Origin of the sequence: uncultured Algoriphagus sp. (genome assembly GCF_963974835.1) — a bacterium.
Classification (GTDB): Bacteria; Bacteroidota; Bacteroidia; order Cytophagales; family Cyclobacteriaceae; genus Algoriphagus.
In genome coordinates, this window is the sequence record NZ_CAXBET010000004.1 from 158093 (window position 1) to 182355 (window position 24263).

The window sequence follows — 24263 nt, forward strand, 5'->3', positions numbered from 1 at the left end:
CCTATTTGGTCTACTACTTGCCTATTCCACTTCTAAGGCTCAACAGATTAATCCCGACAGTATTCAGTCCCGGATTGATTCATTGAATCTAAGGAGACTAACCCCCTCATATTTGCTATGGCAAAATCTGAGGACGAATCCCCTATTCCCTTCTCGAAACCCTTTCTTACAGTCGCAGATCCCCTTTTACAAGTCAAGTCCGATTACTCAGAACGTTGAAGTAAAAGTCGATTCCACGCTTCGATATAATGTGATGGATCAGATTGACACCGTTCGGGTGGGTAATGAGCAGGAGTATGACTTCGAACAGTTTTCAAAAATACAGGAATATAAAGTCAGGCAGGACTATTGGCGGAGTAGAGCACGTGGCGGAGATGGGGAAAGTGCCGTAGAAGGAAGAGGCCTGATCCCTCCACTAACTATCAGTCCTACATTTGATAGGCTTTTTGGGGGAAGTGAAATTAATATTGTTCCTTCAGGATATGTCAATCTCGACTTTGGGGCAATTTTCCGAAGGATAGATAACCCTACCTTGCCAATTAGGCAGCAGCGAAACGGAGGTTTTAATTTTGACCAACAAATTCAAATGGCAGTAAATGGGTCATTGGGAGAAAAGCTGAAAATCGGGGCAAACTTTGACTCAAACAATTCATTTGATTTCCAAAATCAAATGAAGCTTGAGTTTAAAGGATTTGAAGAAGATATTATTAAGTCCATTGAAATTGGGAATGTGAGCCTGCCCGTGCAGAACCAGTTGATCCAGGGAGCACAGAATTTGTTTGGGGTAAAAACACAACTACAATTCGGCAAGCTGACGGCCACGGCTGTAGCCTCAACTCAAAGAGGACGTCGGGATAATCTGACAATCGATGCAAATGGCCAAGGCAGATCATTTGATATACAGGCGTCCAAGTACGACGACAACAGACATTTCTTTATCGGCCATTTCTTCCGCGATAATTACGAGCGATGGCTACGAGGTCTTCCACAAGTTCTTTCCGGTGTAAATGTTACCAGAATCGAGGTATACATTATGAACCGTGCCGCAAACACAGAAACGCTAAGGAACTTTACGGCCTTCATGGATTTGGGGGAAGGAAGAGTGATTAATAATCCTACAAACCCAAATATAGGCCCCGGCAATCCTTCAGCGCCGGCGGGAAATTCTTCAAATCAGCTCTATTCCAACATTTCCAGTAACCCTGCTTTCAGGCCATTTGATACTGGTTCCAGAGCAATTGAATCAGCATTAGGCATCCAAAAAGGCGTTGACTTTGAACAAATTAATGGAGCCCGGAAATTGGATGAAACAGAATATTTTTTCAATCCTCAACTTGGCTACCTATCGCTTTTCAGAAGACTTCAAAATGATGAAGTTTTGGCAGTATCCTATGAATACACTTTTAATGGCCAAGTTTACAAAGTCGGAGAACTAACTGAAGACTACCAAAGCAGACAAGAAGATGAATTGATATTTTTGAAGCTCCTTCGTCCCGCCCGTATCAATACGCGTGTCCCTACCTGGGATTTAATGATGAAGAATGTTTATAGTCTAAATGCAAATCAGATCACTAGAGATGGATTTCAACTACAGGTAATCTATAGAGATGACAGGACTGGCTTAGATAATCCTTCACTTTTGGAAGGCGCAATTGCCAAGGATAAACCTTTAATTAGGCTTACCGGTTTGGACAATCTTAATCCTCAAAACGATCCTGCGCCTGACGGTAACTTTGATTTCGTGGAGGGATTGACCATACTAACTGATCGCGGACTGTTGGTATTTCCAGTTTTGGAGCCTTTTGGGTCAAATCTTGAGCAATATTTCCAACCCGGAGAAGTTGTGCTGAAGGACAAATACATATATGATACACTATATCGAACCACTCAAGCAGATGCGGAACTGGTCACTAAGCTTAATAAATATTTTATAAAGGGAAGATTGACTGCTGGTTCAGCCAGCGAAATCCAATTGCCAGGCTTAAATATTTCACCTGGATCTGTGATAGTGCAGGCCGGAAACATCCCTTTGACTGAGGGGGTTGATTTCACCATCGATTACAATGTAGGTAGATTGGTAATAATCAATGATGCGATTCTTCAGTCTGGTAAGCAGATCAATGTAAGTTTTGAAAAAGCTGATTTGGTATCCTTCCAAACAAGAAGTTTACTTGGGACTCGATTGGATTATCTGGTCAGTGATAAATTAAATGTTGGGGGTACATTTCTCTATTTAAATGAGCGTCCGAATGTCACTAGAATAGCTACAGGAAGTGAGACGCTGAGAAACAGTATTTGGGGATTGGATGGAAATTTCAGTGATGAATCACGCTGGCTTACAAAAATGGCAGATGCCCTTCCATTTACAAGTACGAAAGAAACTTCCCTTGTTCAGATTAATGGGGAATTCGCTCATTTCATTCCCGGGACTTCCAATAAAGTAAATGGCGATCCAGCATCATATATTGATGATTTTGAAGCGGCTATTACTCCATATAATTTAGGGGCAGCAGCAAACCAAAACTGGAAATTATCTTCTACTCCGCAGACATTTGACGATAGATTTGATTTAAGCAATCAAACCGAAGACAATCTTGGGGCGTCCTATCGAAGAGCCAGAGTGGCTTGGTACAATATTGATAATATTTTTTATCGGGAAAGTGGCCCAGGTGTCCCATCCAATATTACCAGAGAAGACCGTCAGAATCACTACGTGAGAAGAGTTCTGCCACAGGAAATTTTCCCACAGCAGGACAGAGAAGTCATCGTCACCCCAGAGCCGCTTTTTGAGTTGGCCTACTTTCCGAGCGAGCGGGGCATGTATAATTATAACACCAACCTCACCACAGATGGATTTCTTCCAAATCCCAAACTGAATTATGGAGGGGTGACAAGAGCGATTACTACTGAGGTTGATTTTGACCGGACAAATATAGAATACATAGAATTTTGGTTGATGGATCCTTTTATCGAAGGAGAAAATGGTAAGGTACTCGATGGTATTTTCAATCAGAACAATACAACTGGGGGTAAACTTTTCATCAATCTTGGTGATATCTCTGAAGACGTAATGAAAGATGGTAGACACTCCTTCGAAAATGGTCTTCCCGCAGATGGGGATCCTTCAGAAACCAGCCAGAATGAATGGGGAAGAATCACCCGTGAGCAATATTTATTACCAGCTTTCGATAACTCCGAGACCTCACGGGAAAACCAGGATGTAGGCCTTGATGGATTGAAAAATGAAGATGAAATAGCTTATTTCGGCAGCCGCTTTTTAAATAGAATCAATGTAAGTACTACCGCTAGAAATCAAATCCTTGAGGATGTTTCCGGAGATCTGTTTAACTATTACCTAGATGAAAGATTCGATCAGAATGATGCGAAGATTCTTGAGCGTTATAAAAAGTTTAACGGCATGGAAGGCAATACGCCTGTCACAGCCAATGAAAATCTTCCCTACACACCTTCTGGCTCCAATACTCCAGACAATGAAGATTTGAATACTGACAATACCATCAATGAATTAGAAAACTACTACTCCTACGAGATGGATCTGAAGCCAGGTAGTTTAGTGGTTGGGCAAAATAATATCGTGGATAAGACTACTGCCAACGTAAATGGAGAAAGCGTCGACTGGTTTTTGTTCCGTATTCCAGTTCGCCAGCCTGACCGGGTAGAAGGTGACATAACCGGCTTCAAATCGATCAGATGGATCAGAACCTACTTGACGGATTTCGAGCAGCCAGTAGTGCTTAGAATGGCAAACTTCCGCATGGTCGGCAGTCAATGGAGGGTTTTCCAAGAATCTTTGTTCGAAAGAGGACTTTTCGAAATTCCTGAGCCGGACAATTCAAATGTGACCGTCGATGTAGTGAGTATAGAGGAAAATAGTCAAGGTAGTGCGACAGAAAGCCCCTATGTTCTTCCTCCTGGGATCAATAGAGATAGAGACAATACGTCCACTGTAGAAAGGAGATTAAATGAGCAATCACTACGCGTGTGTGTGGAAGATCTCGGGGCAAAAGATGCAAGAGCCGTTTTCAAAAATGTCACGTTAGATTTAGTACAGTTTGAGCGAATCAAAATGTTCCTTCATGCAGACAGTGAAGATGCATTAGACGGAGAAATTACAGCGTTCCTAAGGTTAGGTACGGATAACTCAAATAACTACTATGAAATAGAAGTTCCTCTTATTATCACACCAAAAGGCACACGGGATCCTGATCAAATCTGGCCTGCTGAGAATGAAATTGATATAGCTATACAGGATGTAGTCGGTGTAAAAGTGGAACGGGACAGCCAACCTGTACCACTAAACATCCCATTTTCCCAACAAATTGGCCGATACAAAGTGACTGTAGTAGGTCGACCTGAATTGAATCAATCACAAACTTCCATGATCGGTGTAAGAAATCCTGGAACAAACGGTGGTGGAAGTAGAAGCATTTGCATTTGGGCTGATGAGCTGCGCGTAACTGGATTCACAAAATCCAATGGTTGGGCAGCAAATGCACTAATGAATGTAAAAATTGCTGATGTAGCAATGGTATCAGGGTCAATCAGACATAACTCAATTGGCTTTGGTGGTTTGGAGACTAGACTTTCAGAACGTGAGAGACAAGCCACAACCCAATACGATATATCCACCAACGTGGATATTCACAAGCTTTTACCAGAGGCACTAGGAGTAAGTATACCGATGTATTTCTCTATGGAGAATAGCACGATTAAGCCGGAATATGACCCGTTGAATCCAGATGTACCTTTTGAAGTAGCACTCCAAAAATTTGATACCCAAGATGAAAAAGATGCCTATCGAAAAATTGCGCTTGATCAAGTAAATCGCAAAAATATAAGCTTCAATAACGTTCGTAAAATAAAAGCTAATCCAGACGCAAAAGGCCATTTCTACGACATCAGCAACTTGTCTTTTTCTTATGCTTTTGGAATAATGAACCAGACAAATGCACAAATAGAAGACTACAGCTACAAAACCTACCGTGGAAATGTAACTTATAATTTTCAGCCCAAAGCACTCGTAGTAGAACCGTTTAAAAACGTTGGATTCTTAAATTCCCGGCATTTGCAGTTAATCAAAGATTTCAACTTTAACCTATCTCCTACCCAAATATTAGCAAGATTAGATGTGGATAGAAAGCATTTGCGCTCGCAGTATAGAAATGACCAGCTGGGTACTGACGGCGTTGATCCTCTATTTCAGAAGAGCTTCTTTTTGAACCGGTTTTATTCTTTGAACTGGGATCTAACGAAAAGTCTAAGGGTGGATTACAGTGGAAGTGTGATGGCTGTAGTAGATGAGCCGGAGGGCGACCTTGACACAGAACAAAAGTCTGATTCTGTCCGATATAACGCTTGGAGATTTGGTAGACGTACTAATTATAACCACAGTGTAAACATCAACTATACCTTACCTTTAGATAAATCTCCTCTCACGGATTGGATCAAAGCTGATTACAAATACATCACTACCTACACTTGGTTGACTGGTGCTATAGGCCAAAAAGATACGCTTGGTAATTCTATTCAAAACACACGGGACCAATCTTTGGTCGGTAAGTTTGATCTGATAAAACTCTATAATAAGAGTAAAAGACTTGCTGCATTGAATGCCCCGAAACGTCCAAGTATTCCCGGCAGGACAAGCATTGAAGCAAAAGACACCATTGGAACACCTTTTACTAACAAGTTGCTGGAATCGCTGATGATGGTAAAAGAAGTGACATTCAATTATGGTAAAATTGAAGGAACATTTTTGCCTGGATATATGCCAAATACAGGACTTTTAGGAATGGATAGAGCTTTTGACAATCCAGGCTTAGCATTCCTCTTTGGTAGTCAGGACGCCGGAATTAGAAATCAATTTGCTGAAGCTGGAATTATGGCTCCGAGTAGCCAGCTTACTCAGACTTTTAAGCAAAGTAGTGTAGTCAATATGCGGTTTGGAAGTTTGATCGAACCTTTTCAAGACTTTAAAATAACCTTAAGTGCATCAAAGCGAGAAGTAGGCGATTATCAGGAGATTTTCAGAAATTCTGAAGATAATCCGGGCGTTTACGAATCATTAAGCCCTAGTAGACTTAGTGCCTACAGTATCACTACAATTATGATTGGCACAAGCTTCAAAAAAGATGGATTTGATAATTTCTCTCCTCTTTTTGCAGATTTCGAAAACAACAGAGCTATTATCAAAAGCAGGTTAGATGCTATGAACACTGGTGGTGAATATTCCCTTAATGGACAAGATGTTTTGATCCCGGCATTTTTAGCAGCTTACCGAGGAAAAGATGCAGCCTCGTTTAATATAAATGCTTTCCCAAAAACACCACTTCCAAACTGGAGATTGGATTATCGGGGGCTTTCCAGGATCAAAGGATTGAGTGAAATATTCAGTAGCATCAACATTTCCCATATGTATACCTCCACATATGATGCAAGTAACTTCTCCAACTCTCTGCAGTATCAGGAAGGTTTGGAACTATATAATACACTTCAAAATATTCCAAGACCATCTCAAGTCAATGAGGAAGGGCAATATATTCCAATCTATGTATTAAATCAGGTGGTGTTGACAGAGAGATTCGGTCCATTCATAGGCATTGACATGCTTACAAAGGACAGGCTGAATATTGGTTTGATCTATAACAAAGAGCGAAACCTCGGTCTGAACTTCTCTAATTCGCAGGTAACTGAGCAAAAAAGCCACGATTTTGGACTTAAGTTGGGCTACACAAAAGCAGGAGTGAAAATTCCTTTTAAATTCCAGGGAAAACAATCCGTACTGAAAAATGACCTTCAATTTAATCTGGATACTAAAGTGGTCAGCACAAAGCAAATTCAACGGAAAATAGAAGAAGGAAGTACTGTCACGAGCGGAAATCTAAACATTTCGATCAGACCAACAATCTCCTATCTAATCAATCAAAACCTGAATCTGACTTTATATTTTGACAGAACAATCAATGATCCAAGAGTAACTACTGCATACAAGAGAACTTCCACTGCATTTGGTGGACAACTTAGATTTAATTTAGGGCAATAGATTTTATACTTGCTCGATTCCTATTAATTTTGACTCCCGTATTAACTATTTAGAAAATGGATTTTCCTCAAGAATTAAAGTACACCAAAGACCACGAATGGGTTAAAATTGATGGTGATATTGCCACTATTGGAATCACAGAATTTGCCGCAGGTGAATTAGGAGATATTGTATATGTGGAAGTTGAAACTACTGGTGAAACATTGGACACCAATGAAGTTTTTGGCTCAGTAGAAGCAGTTAAGACCGTTTCTGATTTATTTATGCCTGTCTCAGGTGAGATTTTGGAAGTTAATCCTGATTTGGAAGATTCTCCGGAATTAGTCAATGAATCGCCTTATGAAAAAGGCTGGATGATCAAAGTGAAAATCACTGGTGATCTACCTTCAGAATTACTTTCTGCAGCAGAATATGCTGAGTTGGTTGGAAAATAAAGGAAATACTTTGAGACTTGGAATTGCCATAGCATGTCTAATCGTCATCTTATTTGCCATGCTGACTCCAGGAAATAATTTTCCAGATCCCTCTTTTAAATTTGAGGACAAATTAATCCACGTAATATGTTTTGGAACTCTAAGTTTCTTTTGGTGTGGAGTAGGCGTTAAAAGAGAATCTGTTAAAGGATTGGAAGGAAGAGTTCTTACCAATTTTCTGATTTTCGGAATAGCCGTAGGCATAGTTTTAGAATGTGCACAACTATATATTCCATTCAGAAGTTTCGATTATATGGACATGATAGTCAATGTAATAGGTGGATTTACAGGCTTATTAGCATATTTTAAGATTCCAACAGCAAAGATTGGCTTGGATTAATGCCCATTAATTATTACAATTGTTAGTCTGAAGTAGAAGAAAATTTAACCTTAATAAACCAAACGTATCATGGAAGCAAAAAAAACTCCCAGTGCTGATCTAACCAAAAAGTCAGGAATGTTCCTGAACTTGGGTTTGGCAGTTGCTGTTGGTGCTACCCTTGCTGCCTTCGAATGGAAGTCATTTGACGACGGTTCATTGAAAGACTTAGGTCAAGTAACTGACAATTTCGAAGAATTGCTAGATATTCCAATCACAGAGCAGCCACCACCACCACCGCCACCACCAGTGGAGCAGCCGATCATTCAGGAGATTCCTGATGAAGTAGAAATTGAAGAGAAGATCGAAGTTAACTTCGATGTCGATGTAAAAGAAACTACTGTAATCAAAGAAGTAGTTATCGCTGAAGCTCCTGTAGAGGAAAAAGTAGATCAAATCTTTGATGTGGTGGAAACTCAGCCAGAGCCCCCAGGGGGAATGTCAGGTTGGAATCAATACCTTTCCAAGAACCTTAAATACCCAACTCAAGCAAGAAGAATGGGTACTGAAGGTACTGTAATCGTAGTATTCGTAGTAAATACGGATGGTTCTATTCAAGACGTTGAAGTATTAAGAGGAATCGGAGGAGGATGTGATGAAGAAGCAGTAAAAGTAGTAAGTGCTGCTCCTAAGTGGACTCCAGGTAAACAACGAGGCCGTCCAGTACGTACTCGTATGAGACTTCCTATCAGATTCAAATTGAGCTAATCGATACGATTCAAAAATAATAAAGACCCGATTATCGGGTCTTTTTTTATGCCTAATTTTTAACAACTTTTTAATTAGTTAAATAGTGTTAGCATATTACTATCAATGAGTTAGAGTATGTAATTTATTTGATAAGTTTTTTTCTAACCTCTAATATATTACACTCATGGAACACAAAAAGAATCCGAAGTCAGACCTGAAAAAGTGGTCTGGCACATTGTTTAACCTGGGACTTGCAATAAGTCTCGGAGCAGTATTGGTGGCTTTCGAATGGAAAGCAAAAGATAAGAGTATCATAAAAGACCTGGGTAGCATTCAAGATGACTGGATTGATCTGGAAATTCCAATTACAATTCATACTCCTCCTCCCCCGCCTCCAATTCCTATTGAAATAGTAATAAAACCTGATGAAATTGTTATTGACAAAATCGAAGATCTTAACATTGACCTTAATACAACAGAAAACATAGAAATCCCCCAGGTAGAGATAAGCTCTGCTCCGATTGTAGAAAGTATAGATAAAATAGAAGACTTTGTCGATGTCCAGGCAACTTTTAAAGGGGGAATGGAAGCATGGTATACATATCTTAATAAAAATCTCAAGTACCCTTCACAGGCTAAAAGAATTGGCATTGAAGGAATGGTTATCGTTCGGTTTGTAGTCAATACAGACGGCTCCATACAAGACATAGAATTAGTAAGATCAATAGGTGGAGGATGCGATGAGATGGCCAAACAGGTGATCGAAAATTCTCCTAATTGGGTACCTGGTAAAATGTCGGGAGGGGCAGTTAGGTCCAGAATGACCATGCCTATACGCTTTCGATTAAATTAGTCCGAAAAGATAAATCAAAAAATAAGGGGCTGTGAAAGCCCCTTTATTAAAGTACGTTTAGTGATTGCTCCTTCACCTTTTCCAGCTCGTCCTTCATCAGAATTACATGCTTTTGCATTTCCGCATCATTTGCTTTGGATCCAATAGTATTGATTTCCCTACCTATTTCCTGTGATATAAAACCCAGCTTTTTCCCTTGACTCGTTTCTTCATTTAGACATTTAGAGAAATACTTAAGATGCGTGTCAAGCCTCACGATCTCCTCTGTAATATCAAGCTTTTCGAAATAATAAATCAATTCCTGCTCAAAGCGGTTAGCATCAAAGGAATTTTCATCTAACCATTCGTTAAAATGGTTTCTTATTTTTTGCTTGATTCTATCTTTTCGATTCCCCTCCTCTTGTTGGATTTTTTTCAATCCATTCCCAATTGCGTTGATATTTCCCTGGAGTTTATCTTCAAGAGAATTGCCTTCGTCTTGTCTAAAAGAATCACACTTATTGAGTGCTGTAGTGAGGACTTTTTTGATTTCTTCCCAATCCGCCTGATCATCCCGCTGCTCTCCTGTGACTTGTGTGATTACACTTGGCGATTGAAGAGCAAGTTTGAATAAATCCCCAGAGTCATCCTTCACACTATCTGCTAAGCCTTTATATTTCTGGTAAAACAAATTAAAGAGGTCTTCATTGATACTGACAGGCATTTCCGCAGAACCTTTTGACTGGAAATCTATCGAAATGCTCACCTTACCACGATCTAAAATGGATTGAACCAAGTTTCTTATTTCAAGTTCTTTATCATTAAACTGTCTGGGACTTCGGATAGAAAGATCCAAAAATTTTGAATTAAGCGTACGGACTTCCACTTGGATCACCATCCGCTCATCCTCAAATCCGGCATTTCCGAAACCGGTCATTGATTTGATCATAATAAAATTTGTCTTTTAGAAATTGAAGCCTAAAGTTACATAGAACTTTAAGTCTTCTGCCTCATAATTTCGAATTGGCCGTGCTACGTCAAACTTCACATAATAGTTAAGCAGGACGGTTCTCAATCCAGCGCCGTAACTTTGAAGCCAAGGATTATTGAAATTATTAAGAGTAATCGTAAACGGCGATCCCTCAGTATTGATCACTTCTGTATTTTGGTCATTTACGCGCTCCCATGGAGCCGAATCATTCCATGCCGATCCTACATCATAAAACCCAATAAGCTGGAAATTCCGAATGAAATTTGATGTGATATTACCTCTGGTCAAATAGGAGAAAACAGGTATTCTCAACTCAGCGGTAAAAGTCACCATATTTCTACCACGTATCTCATCGTAATTATACCCTCTTAAATCCACAAAGTCTGCAAAAAGAATATTCGAATTCTCTACTCCGTTAGGATTTCTTATTGGGGAAGATTCCGGTCTATTTAATGGAGGTCTATAAAACTCGTTAAAGAGCCAGTTGTCCATACCACCAAGCATATAGGTCTGCGGATTATTTCCCATAAATGATCCTGCATACAATCTACCTGCTAGCACAATGTTTTTATGAATTGTGTAATACTCCCTCAGATCAACATAGAAATTTCCAAATGACCGTTCTTTGTTTCCAAAGGACTGATATTGGGTATACCCAATTTTTCCTTTGAATCCTGCCTGTGAATATAATCCCAGCGGCTGCGTTCTATCATAAACAAATTCTGCCTTTCCTCCCAAATAATTTACATCAACCCTATTTTGATCACGATCCTGTCCCATTATCAGAGAATCTGGGTTAAGGTTGAAATACTGCGTTTTAGCCACAAATGGAGCTAAAGTAAGTCTAGCATTTGCATTCAAAGGATAAGAGAATCCTGCTTCTACTTTTGTCAAAACATATTTCTGGAAAGTGACATCTCCTTCGGAAATGCGAATAGTTTTCCGGTCAAATCTTCCTTTGAAATCTACTCTACTTTTCAAATATTCATATTCAAAAAAGATGTCTCCACCAGATCTGAAATCCAGTGTGGTCATGACTCCTCCTTGAAAGGAATGATTATCCAGTAAGTCGGTCATCTTGCCCGTTAGTCCAATCCCAAAACCTCTGAGTGGATCTACAACAAATCTGGTATTGATGTTATTGATAAAAAACTGAGGCTCCATTTCTCGAGGTCCAGTCACTCTCTTCTTCAAACTCTCTTTTCTAAAACTCTCTAGCAGGTTTGTTTTGGAATCAGATCCTTCTGCTACCTGAGTATTAAGATTTGCAGGTAAAGTATCAAATTTATAATTGTCTGTATTGATGCCGTTTTTTGATTCAAAACTCAATCGCTTGAGATCAATTGAAGAAGTAGAATTCCTTGCAGTGGTATCAATTTTAATTGATGGTTGGCTAGGCGGAATGACATTCGTCTCCACTCTAGGAGGATTCTCCCGAGCCTGCTTTTCTTCTAAAAGCCTCCTAGCAGCAAGTCTTTCATTTAGACTTTTCGCTTGCTCAAGTTGCACTCTGGGAGTACTTGGTGTAAACTGATCTGAATTGGAAAAACTCTCAACCACCAAATAACTCTCCCTCCCATCACGAATTGAATAAGCCATTCTATTCATTCGCGAATTGATATCAAATGCTTCAATACTTTTATTATAAGCAGAAATCTGGTTCGACACCTGATTTCCTATACTCATTCGCATTAGGTTATTAATGCCGCTTAGATCACTGAGATAAGCTATGGAGTTACTATTTATCTTTCGAGGTCTTATATTTTTACTATTTGAATTAGTCAGCTGTTTCGTGACAATAGTATCTGTCACCTGCACCATAAAAAGATTATAATGATCAGGTAAAGATTTCATCTCGAGATTTTTACCCATAAGGGAATCTGGCAGATTAGTCGTGTTGGACGAATAGATAATAGTAGAATCATTCAAAAATACCGGCGTCAATTCGTCAAATGAATCATTTGTCAACCTCTTTCCAGCCCCTCTTGCATTTAAAGTATATATATCAGATTTGCCATTAGATATAGCCGAAAGCACCATATTTTTACCTGTGCTGTTAAAATCGAGACTCAGAATTTGAGTGATGTTCCTAAGGAAAATTTTATCCTGGTTCGAACCATCCAAAGAACGTAATCTCAGAGTGGTAAATCCTCTTTTGAATGATGCGATAGCAATATTTGCAGAGTCCCGCCATGCGATTATAGGAGAGATGAAATTAGCCGGCTGATCTTGGAGCGAGGTGCCTCCAGCAAAAATTGTCTGTTCACGTCCGGAACTCAGTTCACGAACCTGAACTTTATACTTACCTCCATTATTAATTACATAGGCAAGATTTAATCCATCCGGACTGAACTTAATATCATTAATGGCTCCGATGAATCTTGGGGAAGTTTCTGCTACTGACGCTTCGATATTTGGATCTTTGAAGGTGGATGAAACTTGCTTATTAATATCCAAATAATACTTTTTCCAATCTTCTGTGAAGGTTTTATAATTTAAGCCTACCGTATTGGCAATACTATTTTCCTCATTTCTGTTTATTCTTGAGAGATTTAGTACGCTAGACACATACCTTCTCCCATACCTTTCGGCAATGTAATTCCAAACAGATTGGCCAACTAAGGCTGCTTCTTTTTCTTTTAATTTTAGGATTTTGGGAGTTTCCTCTTCCTCAAAGTAATGCCTCACAAAATCATCCATTTCCCTGCTCCAGCCCTTAGCTAGGTATAAAGCGATTCCATCTACATACCATTCAGGAAAACTATTGGTAAGGTTAGATTGAAAAGCATCTGAAACTGATGAACCGTATAGCATCTCTTCTATGATCACTTTTACGGTACCGTAAATCAAATCCTCTTTAAATAAATCAATCTCTCCTTTATATGCTACCTCTGCCAAGAGTCTATTAAAATTGGTTTGACCCTGTTCATTGTATTCCTCTTTGTTCAGATTTACATTACTCTGTAGAAGCTCTTCAGGAGAATTATAGATATAGATTTTGGGTTTGGTATAGGCAACATAACCAATCATCTGGGTAAGTCGGTTAAACTCGCTTTCCAAATAATCGATAGCCATTTTGGCATTTGCACCTCCACGATCATAGTAGTAAACCTCAAAATTATTTGAGGAATAAAAATACCATTCAAATTGCTGGTGCTGAATTCTGTTTTTGCCAAAGCGCTCTTGGTCGAACTGAGCAAGGGCAAAAAATGAATTCAACCATAACCCAGCAAAAACTAAAATTCGGAATAGGTGATATCGCATTCGATTTGCTGAAAGATGTTTTTAAATATAATTAAAATACCTAGCTATGTCCACTTCAAAGTCAATAGCCTTATTTTTTAATAAATGATCAACCATTTGCGCACTAAAATAAGGAATTAGTGACACACCTTTGGCTCCAAAACCATTGAATATGTAAACGCCGTCTTCGAAAGGATGTTTTCCCAAAAATGGCTTTCTGTCTCTGGTGGCAGGCCTGATTCCTGTTTTATGACTTATTATTTCACCTACTGGCAACCTAACCAAATCAATAAGCTTTTCCAAAAGCTCTGTTTTTGCCTCATTTGTAGGCCCTACTTCCAAGTCATGCTTGGTGTAAGTTGATCCCACCCGATGAATATTATCTTTTAAATGGACCCGGAAAACACCCCTATTTACTACATAATCTGGAGTGAATTCTTGCTTCACTTCCAAAATTTCGCCTTTGACAGGAGCAAATGGAAGATAATTAAAGAACTTGGATCTCATGGAGCCAAGTCCGTTACAATATATGATCGCCTTCGCCTCTATTCCCCCGTATTTCCAAAGTTCATCAGTTCTTGAAAGTAAATCTTCATCAAATTGCTCTAGAATCAATTCCTCTTTAAAGTACGCAGACATCGCATCTAGTAGATTGTTGATATTCAGCCAGCCCGAATTGCGAAGCATCACACCCCCGAAAGGGTCTTTAAGATGTTCAGACTGACTTTCTTGATGTATCTTTTCCAAGTATGTCTCAAATCCAGGATCAGCACTATGCCCCATCCATTCATTTTGTTCTTCTATCGTGAGAAAAGGCCTATAGATTGGTCTTTCAGTCAGAAATTTTCTTCCCGTAATCCTTTCTAATTCCTGATAAAATGGTATAATCATAGGAAATAGTAAATCAGCATTCCAGGTCTTAACCATCTTCCTGCCTGTCACAGGATTAAAAAGCCCCGCAGCAATTCTGCTTGAATTATTAGCTTTAGGATTGTCAATAATCTTAATTTTCTTACCAGCTTGCTTCAGTCTATAGGCCAATGCCGTACCAGCAAGTCCTTGTCCTATGAGCAAAAAATCAATTTCCATAACCCAAAATAAAGGTTTAATTCTTTATTTTGTTTCTTTACTCCTATACATTTCTCATGCTTCATATTAAGTCTTTTACATTCAACCCATTTCAGGAAAACACCTATTTATTGTACGATGAAAAAGGCACTGGACTATTGATTGATCCAGGTTGCTTTGAGCTGGACGAGCGTAAGGAGTTACTTGATTTTGTGACTGAGAAAAATATTAGAGTAACTCAACTAGTCAACACGCATTGTCATATAGATCATGTTTTGGGTAATGCTTGGGCAAAAAAAACATTTGGAATTAAACTCCTTATCCATCAAAAAGAAGTCCCTGTGCTAAAAGCAATTGAAGTCTATGCTCCCAATTATGGTTTTGTAGGATATGAAATCAGCGAAGCGGATGGATTTCTGATAGAAGGTGAGGAAATCAATGTGGGTGATGAGGTATTGAAAATCATCTTTGTTCCTGGACATGCACCTGGACATATGGTATTTTACCATGAGCCTACTCATCAATGCATAGCTGGCGACACGCTTTTCAGGGGAAGTATTGGACGTACTGATTTGCCGGGAGGCGATCATGAATTGCTCTTGAGCAAGATCAAATCAGAACTCTTCACACTTCCTGAGGAAACAGTTATCTATCCAGGCCACGGCCCCGAGACAACTATCGCTTTCGAAAAAATTCATAATCCATTTGTAGGTAAACACGCAAGATCTTGAACTTCAAATCACACATCCCAAATACTATCACGCTCCTCAATTTGCTCTCAGGGGTAATAGGAATTATTTGGGTGCTTAATGGAAACATACTCTCTGGAGCCTACTTCATCATATTAGCAGCAATATTCGACTTCTTCGACGGCTTTGCAGCAAGGCTACTAGGCGTGCAAGGTGAGCTTGGAAAACAGCTGGATTCTCTAGCCGACTTGGTCACTTTCGGAGTATTACCAGGGATGATCCTATTCCAAATGACAAAAGTCGAAGCAGAAATAGAATGGCTGCCTTACTTGACCTTAATCGTCCCTCTCTTGTCTGCCATGCGATTAGCTAAGTTCAACTTGGACACCAGACAAAGTGATAAGTTCATTGGCTTACCTACCCCAGCAAATGCTTTATTTGTCAGCACCTTGCCCTACTTTTTTACTGAGTGGCCTTCAGTAGGCGCTTCGCTTACTTCTCCGTTTTTCTTAATAGGAATAGCTTGGGTATTTGCTATTCTTTTACTCGTGGAACTTCCATTAATCGCCCTGAAATTTAAATCCTACTCCTTAGCCGGAAACAAATTCAGGTATGCTCTGATTGCTATTTCACTTGGACTTATTTTAGCTTTTGGTTTAGCTGGAATACCAATTGTAATTTTGGCGTATTTAGGTTTATCAGTTGTTGAAAATAGTTTCAGTTCGGAATGAGATTCCAAGCCTGCAAGCTTCAATTACTTCTACTTTTCAGCTTATTGTTGATTGCTACCGCTTCTGCTCAAGATTCATTTTATAAATTTAAAATAACCGATGAAGGCATTTATAAAATAAGTGCGAGTCAAGCCAAAAATCTTGGTGTAAATTCCTTGAGTGAAATTGCAGTTTATGGATACCCCGGAATGCTGCCACAGCTTTTGAAAAGTGAAAATCTGGAGTTGCAAGAAATTCCTGGATTGGAAAAAGACGGAAACTTGTATTACTATCTTTCCGCTCCGAGTACTTACGATTTTTCTGTTTCCGGGATAGAATACTTCCCAAATCAATTTTCAGATTCTCTCAGTTTTTTGATTGGCGTTTCTAAGAACCCAAAGCGAATACAAGCTATAAATACACAATCTGGATCAGCAGCCGCCACCATCCTTTATAGTTGGGATTGGTTGAAAGAAAATGAAAACAACATTCTAAACTCCGGAAGATCCTGGTATTCTAAAGCGGTGGCATCTGGAGTAACCCGCGGATATGCCTTTCCCCTTTCGTCAAATTACCTAGCAAAGTGGAAAGTAGCTGCCAAAGTAATGGGTAGGTCAACTTCTAATGCTGAAATCACTTTGGCAGTAGATGAATTAAGCTTTTCAAAAAGTCCGATTCCTGCAACCCCAAACAGTACTTACGGCATAAAAGGTCAAGAGGCAATTATCTCTGCCGATTTCTCACCTGTGAGAAATAAAGTAGAGAGGCTGAGAATATCCTTTCAATCCGCTGATCCAAATGCAAGCGGCTATTTTGAATACATAGGGATAGGCGTGCCCTATTCAAGTGATGCATTGGGGGAAGGAGTTTACAACCTGAACCAAAGCTCAACTTTTAAAATGGCAACGTCAGCGGGTTTGTCCGCTTGGGAAATAAGCGATTTCTATAATCCACAATCCTTAGTCTTAGGTTCTGAGTCTTTAGTAACTGGGAAAAAATTTGTGGTTTTCAATGAAAAAAAAGTCAAGGAATTACCTGCGTTAGATGTTACCAATTTATCCTTGAGAATGCAAACTTCTTGGCCTGAGCTATTAATTATCGCTCCTAGACTTTTGAGCAGCTCTGCTGAAAGGTTGAGTTCTCACAAAATGGGAATGGGAATCTATTCTGAAGTAGCTTATCTGGACGATATCTATGATGCATTTGGCTATGGAAACCCTGATCTCAATGCTATCCGGAATTTTATAGCCTGGCATTTTCACGAAGGTGAAAAGCTTCAGAATGTGCTTATTTTAGGAAAAGGGACTTTTGATTACAAAATGATTTTGGGAGGCAGACCAAACCTTGTCCCAATATATACCAGTCGAACGAGTTTAAATCCACTTACAACTTTTAGTTCGGATGATTATTTCTCCCTACTCCAATTTGGGCAAGGAGAATGGGAAGAAAGTCCCGAAGGTGATGAACAGATGCAAATCGGCGTTGGAAGACTTCCCGTGATCAATGCCCAGGAGGCAAAAATTGTAGTCGACAAAATCATAGCCCATGAAAGCAATCCCAAAGTCGGAGACTGGAAGAAAACAGTTACTTTTTTTGCTGATGATGCTGACAACAACATTCATTTGAGAGATTCTGAAAGCCATTCTGAATTTTTAAGTAAAAACCACAAAGAATTCAAGCAAGTAAAATTATATCTAGACAAGTATCAGCAGGAGAAAAACGGGGATCAACAATCTTCACCGCTGGCCAAAATGGAGCTCGAAGAAACGTTGCAACAAGGAACTTTACTTTTAAACTATATTGGACACGGCAATGAAACTACATTAACTTCAGAAGAAGTGTTCCATATCTCCGACATAGCAAACTGGGCCAATCAAGATCAGCTTGCACTCTGGATGACCGCTACCTGCGAATTTGGAAGGCATGATAGTCCTTTCCTGCGATCAGCTGCAGAAGAACTCCTTATCGCTGCGAATAAAGGTGCAATCGGACTTTTAAGCACAGGTAGACCTGTATTTAGCAGCGTAAACTTCACTTTGAATAAAACCTTTATTGAGGAATTGTTTAGAACCACGAATGGGCAAAGACAGGATCTGGGAAGCATTTTTAAAAACACTAAAAACAAAAGCCAAAATGGTGCATTGAATAGAAACTTTAGCCTTTTGGCAGATCCAAGTATGAAGCTTTCTTCCCCTGAATTTGAGATCAACTTTACGTCGTTTATAAATCCTAAAAATCAAAACTCGCTGGACACTCTTTCAGCTCTACAGGAAGTGGAATTCCAAGCGGAAGTGATCAACCCTAGTTCGGGAGGAATTGCTACAAATTTTAGTGGAAACTATAAAATTGAGCTGTATGACAAACCGGCGACTAGCCAAACAATTGGGGATGAAAGTACTCCTATTGAATTTAAGGAGGAGAAAATCGTTCTATTCAGAGGAACTGGACAAATTGTTTCGGGAATTATCAAAGGAAAGATGATTATTCCAAAGAATATTGATCTGGAATATGGAGAGGGCAAAATCCGGATTGTCGGTGAAGATCAGAATAAATCGTGGGATGCATTTGGTTTTAGCTCACCCATCATTGGCGGCGAATCCGCAGACCCAGCTATTGATACTGAAGGTCCGGAAATAAGTGTGATTTTTGGAAGGAAAGAAAATGAACCATTTACTTCTCCTTCAAAAACTGTAGAAATGCAAGTCTTCTATTCGGATTCAAGTGGCATAAATATTTCCGGTCTACTTCCTTCGGAAAATCTAACAGTTCAAATAAATCAAAATGATCCTATCGCATTAAATGATTATTTCATTTCAGAAAATAACAACTATTCGAAAGGTAAAGTGACTTTTGCGTTAAAGGGATTAAATGAAGGGCTGAACCTAGTAACCTTCCGTGCATGGGATATTTTAGGAAATGGAAGTATTTCCAGTAAAGAAATAATGGTCGAAGGAAGTGAAAAAATTAAAATACTAAATCACAAAACTTACCCAAATCCTGCAATTAGCGAAAGTCACTTTGAACTTGATCACAATCGTCCTGGTGAAAATCTAATTCTTACTATAGCCATTTATAATACAGAAGGCAAGATACTATTTGAGGAAAGTAGGCGTTTAGTCCATGCCAACGCCCATTTAGAGGATGTAATTTGGTTTTTTTTACAAGACCAAACCACATATCCAGTAAAAGGGACTTATATTTACAAATTAATGCTTCAATCAGAATTGGACAATTCTAAGGATTCAGTAAGCGGACAAATCGTTATTCAATGAAAAAATTAGCCATCAAAAATAGGAAAAACATACTTATAGCAGTTTTTACCCTGGCTACTTTATCTGCATATGCGCAGAACAGCACTATTATTTCTGGTCAAGATCCTAATCGGAGAGTTATCACCACAGCAGTTCCATTTTTAAATTTTGCTCCTGACTCCAGACATTCTGCCATGGGCGATGTTGGCGTTGCTCTATCCCCAGATGCAAACTCAGCACATTGGAATGCAGGGCAACTTGCCTTTGTGGAAGATCAAATGGGTTTTTCTCTTTCTTATTCCCCCTGGTTGGGAAAACTTGTCAATGACATGTCTCTAAGTTACTTGACAGGTTATTTCAGAATTGATGAAGTTTCAGCTTTTGGTTTTGACCTGCGATACTTCAACATGGGAGATATCCAATTGACGGATGGTAGAGGCAATCCTTTGGGCGAATTCAACCCACGTGATATCGCTATAGGAGGAACTTATTCTAGAAAACTATCTTCTTACCTTGGCTTAGGTATTTCCGCTAGATTCATCTACTCCAATCTCTCTGGAAATATTTCTTCGGTGGGTGGTAGTGAGGCCAAACCTGGGATTAGTGTAGGAACTGATGTTGGTCTATATTATTCTAAGCCGGTTTTTGCTGGAGCAAAAGATGCCAATTTCTCGTGGGGTGTCAGCTTAACGAATATTGGACCTAAAATCACGTACAACTCCGCAGATGATCTGGACTACATCCCAACAAATCTAAAAGTGGGAGCAGCCTATGCCATCGACTTAGATCCACTAAATACAATTACTTTTGCGTTGGATCTCAATAAATTACTTGTTCCAACACCTCCTATCTATGCAACGACTGAGGATGGTACTTTAGAGACAGACGAAAATGGAGATCTTATAATTGAACCAGGAAATGGTAAAGATCCGAATCGCCCTTTGATTTCCGGAATGTTCGGTTCTTTTACAGATGCCCCTGGAGGATTTTCTGAAGAAATGCAGGAGATTATGATTTCTTTTGGTGTGGAATATAACTATGATGACAAGTTTGCGCTTCGCACAGGATATTTTTATGAGAACCCGAATAAGGGTGGTAGAAAATATTTCACTATGGGTGTAGGATTTGATCTGAAAAGACTCGGATTCGACTTTTCTTACTTAGTCCCACAAAAACAAAACAACCCGCTGGCTGAGACATTAAGATTTACCTTGATGTACGATATCCCGAACCAATAATGATTTTAGACAGGTCGAAAGCTCCGGAATTTAAAGTTCCGGAGGACTTTGAACTATTGCCTCCTGCTGAGTATCAACTTTCCAATGGAGCAAAGTTCTTTTATATACCTACTCCCGGCTTAGACGCCGTAAAAATTGAAGTTGTAGGAAAAGGTCATCGAGCTTCCTTGCCACTTGATCTGACACTAATATCTTCCTTTACACTTCAGATGATACAGGAAGGTACTAAGGATAAAAGCGCAGGGGAAATCGCAGATTTTTTTGATTTCTATGCATCTGAAATCCATCCGATTTCAACCTTCTCACATGAGGGAATGGGGCTTTTAACTACGAAAAAACACCTCTTTGCAGTCACGGAAATATTTATCTCTCTGTTTAACGAAGCTGCTTTTCCGCAGGATATGCTTGAAAAAAGACAGTCTCAGAGAAAACTAAGTATTCGATTAGAAAAGGAAAAAACAGCTTCACGGGCTAATCAGGTTTTTAGAAAATGTCTCTTCGGAGCAATGCACCCTTACGGAGTAGAAATTGAAGAAAGCCACGTAGACAATATCACAAGGGATCTTTTGATTTCTTACTACGAAAAAAATCTTTGGCAGGAAATTGAAGTTTTTGTAACAGGTGACTTTGACTCTAGCGAACTCGAAAGATTATGCTCGCTTTTAGGTCAGCTACCTAACCGAGCTCCTATAGAGGCAGAAATTTTACCAGGTATCAATACACTTTTGGCAGTAACAGAGCCAAAGGAAAAATCTGTCCAAAGCAGTATTCGAATTGGCAACTGGTCAATTCCAAAAACACATCCAGACTTTATTGCTCTATCTGTTTTCAACACCATTCTTGGAGGCTATTTTGGCTCAAGGCTTATCAAAAACATTCGGGAAGATAAGGGACATACTTATGGGATTTATTCTTCCATTACTGAAATTGGAGAGTCAAACTATTGGGTTATATCCGCAGATGTTCAGAAAGCTTTTTATCCGGAAGTAATCAAGGAGATCTATCATGAGATCAAAGTTTTAACTGAAGTAGAAATTGATCCGAATGAATTGGAGGTAGTTCGAAACTACATGATTGGTCAGATGCTGAAGCAATTCAGTACCTCATTTGATTTGATAGACAGGTTTAAAGCTGTGCATCAATCAGGGATGGATTTTGATTATTATGTCCGCAAATTGGCGTATTTGAAAGAATTCACAGCAAAAGACATTATTGCAGTAGGACAAAAGTATTATTCAAATCCACCATTTATTGAAGTGGTAGTGGGTTGATCAGGTTAGCTTGACATAAAGCCAAGAAATATCAATTCGAAATTTTAGCCAAAGCTTAAACAAGCTAAATCTCAACTCTTTTACTTTCAGCTCCTCAGCTAGATTTACAAATCCCCTTGCAACTTGAAAATTAGCTGACCACATCGAATGTTTCAGTTCAAATAACACCCTTTCTCTGAGCGCTTCGTCTTCACTGGAAGTTCTATTCATTTCTTTGATTTTTTGACAAACACGAAGAGTGCTCGGAAGCATATCTGATTGATATCGGCGATATTGATTAGCAGATAGGGATTTGCTATGTTTCCTTTTCAGCACACCAATATGGCCAGAAAAAGCCAATGGATAATCTCTAGCTAATCTCAGATGAATATCAAAATCTTCATAAGTAAGATAAGCGTCATAACCTCCTACTTTTTTGAGAATGAGAGAATCAAAGACCACTGTGGGGGAAGAAATATAGCTTCGGCAGATGAGCGTTTCATACATTTCATTAGACTGAAGTTTCTCTTCTATTTCCTTGTAGTCTTTGCTATTATAGAATGCAATTTGATCACCATTCTCATCTAAAATAGTTGCATCAGAAAATACAAATGCTGCTCCAGGGGTCTGTTCTAATCTAATTACCGATAATGAAAGATGGTTTTCGTATAGAAAGTCATCCCCGGATAAATCTATTACAAAAGGACTTTCCACTTTATCCAAAACCTTATTGAATAATTGGCAATAGGGAATTGATTCTTTTTGGTAAATCGCGGTGATAGGCATTTTTTCGGAGTTGCTTTCCACCCAAGTCCGGATGATGGATGCTGTACCATCTGAACTCCCATTATCTACTACGATTAATTTCTTATCCTCATGATCTTGCAAAAGCACACTAACTAGCGCTTTTTCAATCCATTTTTCATGGTTGAACGCAATACATATCACAGTCACTTCAGCTTTTTTAGCCATTATTGATCTTCTTCATCCAGGTGATTTTGTTGCTGATGTCATTGGAGAATCTAGACTTGAAAAACATCAAACTATGGTTAGCCCCATCTTCTAAGTCCGACGAACCTAAATCTATAAAATTCACCTTTTGCTCTACCGCTAACTGAAAATGCTCATTGAGAATTAATTCGCCGCCGTTTTTTAAAGGAATCTTGGGATTAGTTGCTGAGAGAAAATAATATAGCGAATCACTGGTTAATTTCACTCCAAGTGAATAACCTATCGCCTCACCATTTTTACTGACTGTAATCAAAAAATACCTGTCCGGATATTCCGAGACCTGCTGCACAATCCTATTTTCGTCTATAATTACTTCGTAGCCCTTTTGTGCATTCCAGGAGCGGATTTCTTTCAAAAAACCAAAATTGGAAATAGGACTATGTTTTACATTTACACCTGAATTTGAACCCTTAGAATTAAGCTTTGCTGATTCTTTTTGAGCGTGTTTCTTGATTTTCTTTTTTCCTATAAAAAATTGATGGCTCAATACCTTCTGCTGCTCAAAGCCACTCTTGAATAACAGGTAATTAATCAAATCAAACTGCTCTTCGTAGGGTTTGGGCGCTTGAGTTAGAGAAATGGTATGAATACCTCGGTATTTCAATTCTTCGATAACGGATAAAATAAAAGCTTCCAGAGATGCTGAACTCAGGCCCTCATATATCCAAAATCCTCCAAAGGGAGATTGGGGAAGTGAAATAGCTTCTCCTTTTTTTGAAATGGCGAAAGTGATAGAGCCTTTGGATTTATGATTTTTTTCCCAGATAAAATCTAGTTGTTCCTGAAAGAATTCACTTTGAAAATGGCAAAGAAAATAATCCTTGCGCTCCTTAGAGGCAGAAACTACCCGAAGTTGGTGGGAATCAATAATTTCTCTCTTGAAGCTTTCCAAAATAATCTAGGTCTCTGATGTAGTCATCTTCTGAAAAAGCCCGATCCGACAATCCCAACAAAACTGAGCCAGGAGTGAATCTCGCTATCAACCAATTCAAGGGAGGAATAAAAACCGCCTGCTTGGGTGAATCTAGCATAAAATGAAAAATCTCACCTTTTGCTGAACGGATTTCTAACCGGATGGTACCGGCAACTGCCACGATCACCTGAGCCTCTTCCCAATGAGCATGATTTCCCCTGGTCTCACCTTCCTTCACATTGGAAATCCAGAAACATCTCTGAATTCCTTTTGGAAAAAGCTCTAGATTCTCCCAGAAGTGTAGACTTCCCGTTTCATTTGAAAATCCAGGGAGTGTAAAAGTATAAGGGGCTTGCGAGATATATGGTTCTGGCATTTCTAAGAATTTCCTCTAGCTAAAATTAAGATAATTCGAATGGATAAACGGTTACCCATTTGTTAATTTTCTAAATTCGCTGCTCA

The 24263-nt window shown here is 39.1% G+C and carries 16 protein-coding genes; 10 read left to right on the plus strand and 6 right to left on the minus strand.

Annotated elements, in window-relative coordinates; translation table 11 throughout:
- Positions 1–46 precede the first annotated feature (46 nt).
- The 5 genes from sprA (at position 47) to AACZ73_RS10675 (ending at position 9458) form a co-directional block, all read left to right on the plus strand.
- Positions 47–7063, plus strand: a complete 7017-nt coding sequence (gene sprA, locus AACZ73_RS10655; protein WP_339877920.1) for a cell surface protein SprA — start codon at positions 47–49, stop codon at positions 7061–7063.
- A gap of 56 nt (positions 7064–7119) precedes the next feature.
- A complete protein-coding gene (gene gcvH, locus AACZ73_RS10660) occupies positions 7120–7497 on the plus strand; it encodes a glycine cleavage system protein GcvH (RefSeq protein WP_339877684.1) in 378 nt (125 codons plus the stop codon).
- Positions 7475–7876, plus strand: coding sequence for a VanZ family protein (locus AACZ73_RS10665; RefSeq protein ID WP_339877685.1), 402 nt, complete (start codon positions 7475–7477; stop codon positions 7874–7876). The genes gcvH and AACZ73_RS10665 overlap by 23 nt, the downstream gene beginning before the upstream one ends.
- A 69-nt stretch (positions 7877–7945) precedes the next feature.
- A complete protein-coding gene (locus AACZ73_RS10670; protein WP_339877687.1) occupies positions 7946–8623 on the plus strand; it encodes an energy transducer TonB in 678 nt (225 codons plus the stop codon).
- Between the two features lie 166 nt (positions 8624–8789).
- Complete coding sequence (locus AACZ73_RS10675) at positions 8790–9458, plus strand: energy transducer TonB (protein WP_339877689.1); 669 nt, start codon at positions 8790–8792, stop codon at positions 9456–9458.
- 46 nt (positions 9459–9504) lie between these two features.
- Here the strand turns inward: AACZ73_RS10675 and AACZ73_RS10680 are convergent, their stop codons facing one another.
- The 3 genes from AACZ73_RS10680 to AACZ73_RS10690 are packed head-to-tail and all read right to left on the minus strand — an operon-like array spanning position 9505 to position 14760.
- Positions 9505–10386, minus strand: a complete 882-nt coding sequence (locus tag AACZ73_RS10680) for a YicC/YloC family endoribonuclease (protein WP_339877692.1) — start codon at positions 10384–10386, stop codon at positions 9505–9507.
- Between the two features lie 15 nt (positions 10387–10401).
- The gene (locus AACZ73_RS10685; RefSeq protein WP_339877694.1) at positions 10402–13692 is read right to left on the minus strand and encodes a biopolymer transporter Tol; all 3291 of its coding nucleotides are present in this window, start codon (positions 13690–13692) and stop codon (positions 10402–10404) included.
- Between the two features lie 21 nt (positions 13693–13713).
- Complete coding sequence (locus AACZ73_RS10690; protein WP_339877695.1) at positions 13714–14760, minus strand: FAD-binding oxidoreductase; 1047 nt, start codon at positions 14758–14760, stop codon at positions 13714–13716.
- A gap of 56 nt (positions 14761–14816) precedes the next feature.
- Here AACZ73_RS10690 and AACZ73_RS10695 point away from each other — a divergent pair, with 56 nt between their 5' ends.
- Genes AACZ73_RS10695 through AACZ73_RS10715 form a run of 5 tightly spaced genes read left to right on the plus strand, consistent with a single transcriptional unit; the run spans position 14817 to position 21898 of the window.
- A complete protein-coding gene (locus tag AACZ73_RS10695; protein ID WP_339877696.1) occupies positions 14817–15470 on the plus strand; it encodes an MBL fold metallo-hydrolase in 654 nt (217 codons plus the stop codon).
- Positions 15467–16159 (plus strand): CDP-diacylglycerol--serine O-phosphatidyltransferase, encoded by a 693-nt coding sequence (gene pssA, locus AACZ73_RS10700; RefSeq protein WP_339877697.1) that lies wholly within the window; start codon positions 15467–15469, stop codon positions 16157–16159. Before AACZ73_RS10695 ends, pssA begins: the two co-directional genes overlap by 4 nt.
- Positions 16156–19410, plus strand: a complete 3255-nt coding sequence (gene porU, locus AACZ73_RS10705) for a type IX secretion system sortase PorU (RefSeq protein WP_339877698.1) — start codon at positions 16156–16158, stop codon at positions 19408–19410. Before pssA ends, porU begins: the two co-directional genes overlap by 4 nt.
- The gene (porV, locus tag AACZ73_RS10710) at positions 19407–20627 is read left to right on the plus strand and encodes a type IX secretion system outer membrane channel protein PorV (RefSeq protein ID WP_339877699.1); all 1221 of its coding nucleotides are present in this window, start codon (positions 19407–19409) and stop codon (positions 20625–20627) included. Before porU ends, porV begins: the two co-directional genes overlap by 4 nt.
- Entirely contained in the window at positions 20627–21898 is a 1272-nt protein-coding gene (locus AACZ73_RS10715) for a pitrilysin family protein (protein ID WP_339877701.1), read from the plus strand. The genes porV and AACZ73_RS10715 overlap by 1 nt, the downstream gene beginning before the upstream one ends.
- Here AACZ73_RS10715 and AACZ73_RS10720 read toward each other — a convergent pair whose 3' ends face one another.
- The 3 genes from AACZ73_RS10720 to AACZ73_RS10730 are packed head-to-tail and all read right to left on the minus strand — an operon-like array spanning position 21899 to position 24177.
- Positions 21899–22849 carry a glycosyltransferase gene (locus AACZ73_RS10720; RefSeq protein ID WP_339877702.1) on the minus strand — a complete coding sequence of 317 codons (951 nt, stop codon included), beginning with the start codon at positions 22847–22849 and terminating at the stop codon, positions 21899–21901. It lies immediately after the preceding gene.
- On the minus strand, positions 22842–23780 hold the full coding sequence (locus tag AACZ73_RS10725; protein WP_339877704.1) for a hypothetical protein: 939 nt from the start codon (positions 23778–23780) through the stop codon (positions 22842–22844). The genes AACZ73_RS10720 and AACZ73_RS10725 overlap by 8 nt, the downstream gene beginning before the upstream one ends.
- Entirely contained in the window at positions 23752–24177 is a 426-nt protein-coding gene (locus AACZ73_RS10730; RefSeq protein ID WP_339877705.1) for an FdtA/QdtA family cupin domain-containing protein, read from the minus strand. The genes AACZ73_RS10725 and AACZ73_RS10730 overlap by 29 nt, the downstream gene beginning before the upstream one ends.
- Between the last annotated feature and the right edge of the window lie 86 nt (positions 24178–24263).

What these genes read in the sequence shown, in the direction of transcription:
- gcvH (WP_339877684.1), top strand. Translation starts at nt 7,120, where the DNA reads ATGGATTTTCCTCAAGAATTAAAGTACACCAAAGACCACGAATGGGTT.
- AACZ73_RS10665 (WP_339877685.1), top strand. Translation starts at nt 7,475, where the DNA reads ATGCTGAGTTGGTTGGAAAATAAAGGAAATACTTTGAGACTTGGAATT.
- AACZ73_RS10670 (WP_339877687.1), top strand. Translation starts at nt 7,946, where the DNA reads ATGGAAGCAAAAAAAACTCCCAGTGCTGATCTAACCAAAAAGTCAGGA.
- AACZ73_RS10675 (WP_339877689.1), top strand. Translation starts at nt 8,790, where the DNA reads ATGGAACACAAAAAGAATCCGAAGTCAGACCTGAAAAAGTGGTCTGGC.
- AACZ73_RS10680 (WP_339877692.1), bottom strand. Translation starts at nt 10,386, where the DNA reads ATGATCAAATCAATGACCGGTTTCGGAAATGCCGGATTTGAGGATGAG.
- AACZ73_RS10685 (WP_339877694.1), bottom strand. Translation starts at nt 13,692, where the DNA reads ATGCGATATCACCTATTCCGAATTTTAGTTTTTGCTGGGTTATGGTTG.
- AACZ73_RS10690 (WP_339877695.1), bottom strand. Translation starts at nt 14,760, where the DNA reads ATGGAAATTGATTTTTTGCTCATAGGACAAGGACTTGCTGGTACGGCA.
- AACZ73_RS10695 (WP_339877696.1), top strand. Translation starts at nt 14,817, where the DNA reads ATGCTTCATATTAAGTCTTTTACATTCAACCCATTTCAGGAAAACACC.
- porU (WP_339877698.1), top strand. Translation starts at nt 16,156, where the DNA reads ATGAGATTCCAAGCCTGCAAGCTTCAATTACTTCTACTTTTCAGCTTA.
- porV (WP_339877699.1), top strand. Translation starts at nt 19,407, where the DNA reads ATGAAAAAATTAGCCATCAAAAATAGGAAAAACATACTTATAGCAGTT.
- AACZ73_RS10715 (WP_339877701.1), top strand. Translation starts at nt 20,627, where the DNA reads ATGATTTTAGACAGGTCGAAAGCTCCGGAATTTAAAGTTCCGGAGGAC.
- AACZ73_RS10720 (WP_339877702.1), bottom strand. Translation starts at nt 22,849, where the DNA reads ATGGCTAAAAAAGCTGAAGTGACTGTGATATGTATTGCGTTCAACCAT.
- AACZ73_RS10730 (WP_339877705.1), bottom strand. Translation starts at nt 24,177, where the DNA reads ATGCCAGAACCATATATCTCGCAAGCCCCTTATACTTTTACACTCCCT.